The sequence below is a fragment of the Vibrio sp. V43_P6S15P86 genome, from assembly GCF_009904725.1.
GTDB lineage: Bacteria > Pseudomonadota > Gammaproteobacteria > Enterobacterales > Vibrionaceae > Vibrio > Vibrio diabolicus.
Genome location: NZ_WXWT01000378.1, coordinates 1 through 3,882, shown reverse-complemented (window position 1 = coordinate 3,882; position 3,882 = coordinate 1). Strand labels below are relative to the sequence as shown.

Sequence of the window (3,882 nt, the reverse complement as noted above, 5' to 3'; positions counted from 1 at the left end):
CTTCGAATTTTCTGTTTTGTTTATCTTGGGGGTTTCGTCAAACCCTTTGTTGAGATAGCTTATTTAAAGGCCGATAAGACTTATGTCTAGATTGAAAATACACATAACATTACGCAATCTATCGACATGGTTAGACGAGTTGAACACAAAGTTAAAGGATGTAATTTGTTGTTCATAACTTACAAATGTAGCTTTACGCTGACTGCCCAAGATGGATAAAGCACGTTAAGGATGAATGATTATGCTTGCTCAGACAGAACAAAAAACACAACAACTAAAGCAAACCCAAGGCATGCTTGAGGTGAATGGAGTCGTTGCTCCAGAACATCAAGCAATTTTCCCTGTTGAAGCCCAAACCTTTTTATCTCTGCTGTGTGAAAAATTTGCCGGACGTGTTGAGCAGTTGATGGAAGCACGAGAAGAGAAGCAAGCGCGTATCGATGCAGGTGAGCTGCCAGACTTTTTACCAGAGACACAAGACATCCGTGAAGGAAGCTGGAAGATCCTGGGAATCCCACAAGATCTGCAAGATCGCCGTGTGGAGATTACCGGACCAACTGATCGCAAGATGGTGATTAACGCACTGAATGCGAATGTAAAAGTGTTCATGGCAGACTTCGAAGATTCAATGTCTCCAGCATGGAGTAAAGTGCTGGATGGGCAAGTGAATTTACGCGATGCCGTGAATGGAACCATCAGTTACACCAACCCTGGCAATGGCAAGCATTATCAGCTGGAAGATGACCCAGCGGTGTTGATCTGCCGTGTTCGCGGCCTTCATTTAAAAGAAAAACACGTTACGTGGCACGGTCAGATCATTCCAGGTGCGCTATTCGATTTCGCTCTGTACTTCTATAACAACTACAAAGCGTTACTTCAAAAAGGCAGCGGCCCTTATTTCTACCTTCCAAAACTGCAATCGCATCACGAAGCGAAGTGGTGGAGCGAAGTGTTCCATTTCACGGAAGACTATTTCGGTCTTGATACAGGCACCATCAAAGCGACTGTGCTGATTGAAACTTTACCAGCCGTATTCGAAATGGATGAGGTTCTGTTCTCGCTTAAAGAACACATTGTTGGTTTGAACTGTGGTCGCTGGGATTACATCTTTAGCTACATCAAAACCTTGAAGAAGCACTCAGAACGCGTACTGCCAGATCGCCAAGTGGTTACGATGGATAAGCCATTCTTGAACGCTTACTCGCGATTATTGGTGCGTACTTGTCATAAACGAGGTGCTTTCGCGATGGGAGGAATGGCCGCCTTTATCCCAGCGAAAGACCCGCAAGAGAATCAAAAAGTATTAGACAAGATCCAGACTGACAAATCGCTAGAAGCAAACAACGGTCACGACGGTACTTGGGTAGCTCATCCAGGTTTGGCTGACACCGCGATGGAAGTTTTTAGTGCTGTACTGGGCGAGCGCACCAATCAATTGGATGTGAGTCGTTCAGAGGATGCACCTATTACAGCGGCTGAACTACTCGAGCCTTGTGAAGGCGAGCGTACAGAAGCCGGAATGCGCCACAATATTCGTGTTGCGCTGCAATACATCGAAGCTTGGATTTCTGGTAATGGTTGTGTACCGATTTATGGCTTGATGGAAGATGCGGCGACAGCTGAAATCTCTCGCGCTTCTATCTGGCAATGGATTCAACACGGCAAGTCGCTAGATAACGGATTGAAGGTCACTAAGGATCTGTTCGAGCTCTATCTAAAAGAAGAGATTGAAGTAGTGAAACAAGAAATTGGCGAGCAGCGCTACCAAGCGGGTCGATTTGAAGAAGCGGCAGGCTTGATGGCAAGGCTCACGACGAGCGATGAGCTGACCAACTTTTTAACAGTTCCTGGTTATGACTACCTGGATTAATAAAGAATAACTGTAACACCAATAACGTGAAGGATTTTCAAGGCAGATAGGGAAGTACTGCCTGAGAACGGAAACTCAACGCACACGCATAAAGTGCAAATTATAAAGAGGGATAGACCAATGACTAACTTAACTCGCCGCCAACAAATTGAAGCTCTGGAAAAAGACTGGGCAACTAACCCGCGCTGGAAAAATGTAAAGCGTACATACACTGCTGAGGAAGTGGTGGAACTGCGTGGCTCTATGGTACCAGCTAACACAATTGCACAACGTGGTGCAGACAAACTTTGGTCACTGGTCAACGGTAGCGCGAAAAAAGGTTACGTAAACTGTCTTGGTGCGTTAACTGGCGGCCAAGCTGTTCAACAAGCTAAAGCTGGTATTGAAGCGATTTACCTATCTGGTTGGCAGGTAGCGGCGGACAACAACACCGCTTCGACGATGTATCCTGACCAGTCTCTATACCCAGTCGATTCTGTACCGTCAGTAGTAAAACGCATCAATAACTCGTTCCGTCGTGCAGACCAAATCCAATGGTCAGCAGGTAAATCGCCTGAAGATGAAGGTGGTATTGACTACTTCCTACCAATCGTAGCGGATGCTGAAGCGGGCTTTGGTGGTGTGCTTAACGCTTACGAGCTCATGAAATCGATGATCGAGGCAGGCGCAGCGGGCGTTCACTTTGAAGACCAGCTAGCATCGGTGAAAAAGTGTGGCCACATGGGCGGCAAGGTATTAGTTCCAACGCAAGAAGCGGTGCAAAAACTGGTTGCTGCTCGTTTGGCTGCTGATGTGGCGGGTACAACAACCTTGGTTATTGCTCGTACTGATGCGAATGCGGCGGATCTCATTACTTCAGATTGCGACCCATATGATAAAGATTTTATTGAAGGTGAGCGCACTCAAGAAGGTTTCTACCGCGTTCGCGCTGGTATCGACCAAGCGATTTCTCGTGGCCTGGCTTACGCACCATATGCAGATTTGATTTGGTGTGAAACGGCTACGCCATGTTTGGAAGAAGCACGTAAGTTTGCAGAAGCAATTCACGCTGAATACCCAGATCAATTGTTGGCGTACAACTGCTCGCCTTCATTCAACTGGGAGAAAAACCTAGATGCAGAAACCATTGCTAAGTTCCAACAAGAGTTGGCAGATATGGGCTACAAGTACCAATTCATCACGCTAGCAGGTATTCACAACATGTGGTTCAACATGTTCGAACTGGCGCACGCTTACGCTCAAGGTGAAGGTATGCGTCATTATGTTGAGAAAGTTCAGCGTCCTGAATTCCAGGCGGCAGAAAAAGGCTATACATTTGTTGCACACCAACAAGAAGTAGGTACAGGTTACTTCGATAGAATGACCAATACTATCCAAGGTGGTAACTCTTCAGTGACCGCATTGACAGGTTCGACCGAAGAAGACCAATTCTAATTGGCAGAGAAATACTTCCTTAATCAGCGTCAGTAATGGCATTTTGAGCGGCAACCCTGCCGCTCTTTTTTCGTTTAAAACGTTTAAGAAACGAAATTTACACCCAAGATAACGCGTTTGCGTATTATTCTTCTGGCTCGATTTCTTCGGGTTCCACTTCTTCTTGCAGTTCCAATAAGTTAATCGCAATGGTCACAAAGTCACTGTCAGTAATGATGCCTACCAATCGACCCTTGGTGACAACAGGTAAACAGCCAACTTTGTGCTTTTGCATGTAGATAGCGCTCTCTTTAAGCCCCGCGATGGGTTCGGCAGTCATGATGTTAGTGTGCATCATTTCGTAGAGCGGTGTATCTAGAGTAAAAGATTGTTCAGCCTCATCTGGGTGCAAGCTCGATTCTTGAGCAGCAAGAATGTCGCGTTGAGTCACCAAGCCTTGTAAGTGGTTATTGGCATCAACAACCGGAATATGTCGAATATCAAGCGCATCCATCATGCTTTTTGCATCACGCAAGGTGTGCGTGCGCAGTAAGGTATGAGGATTACGAGTCATCATGTCTTCAACCTTGATCATAGAA

3 protein-coding genes are annotated in these 3,882 nt (G+C 46.1%); 2 read left to right on the top strand and 1 reads right to left on the bottom strand.

Annotated elements, in window-relative coordinates; all coding sequences use genetic code 11:
- Nucleotides 1–241 precede the first annotated feature (241 nt).
- Both aceB and aceA read left to right on the top strand, forming a co-directional pair.
- Nucleotides 242–1,870 (top strand): malate synthase A, encoded by a 1,629-nt coding sequence (aceB, locus tag CAG69_RS17140; RefSeq protein WP_161445328.1) that lies wholly within the window; start codon nt 242–244, stop codon nt 1,868–1,870.
- Nucleotides 1,871–1,990: 120 nt separating this feature from the next.
- On the top strand, nt 1,991–3,304 hold the full coding sequence (gene aceA / locus CAG69_RS17135; RefSeq protein WP_005391585.1) for an isocitrate lyase: 1,314 nt from the start codon (nt 1,991–1,993) through the stop codon (nt 3,302–3,304).
- 124 nt (nt 3,305–3,428) lie between these two features.
- Here the strand turns inward: aceA and CAG69_RS17130 are convergent, their stop codons facing one another.
- The gene (locus tag CAG69_RS17130) at nt 3,429–3,878 is read right to left on the bottom strand and encodes a CBS domain-containing protein (protein WP_005391583.1); all 450 of its coding nucleotides are present in this window, start codon (nt 3,876–3,878) and stop codon (nt 3,429–3,431) included.
- Nucleotides 3,879–3,882 lie beyond the last annotated feature (4 nt).

What these genes read in the sequence shown, in the direction of transcription:
- aceB (WP_161445328.1), top strand. Translation starts at nt 242, where the DNA reads ATGCTTGCTCAGACAGAACAAAAAACACAACAACTAAAGCAAACCCAA.
- aceA (WP_005391585.1), top strand. Translation starts at nt 1,991, where the DNA reads ATGACTAACTTAACTCGCCGCCAACAAATTGAAGCTCTGGAAAAAGAC.
- CAG69_RS17130 (WP_005391583.1), bottom strand. Translation starts at nt 3,878, where the DNA reads ATGATCAAGGTTGAAGACATGATGACTCGTAATCCTCATACCTTACTG.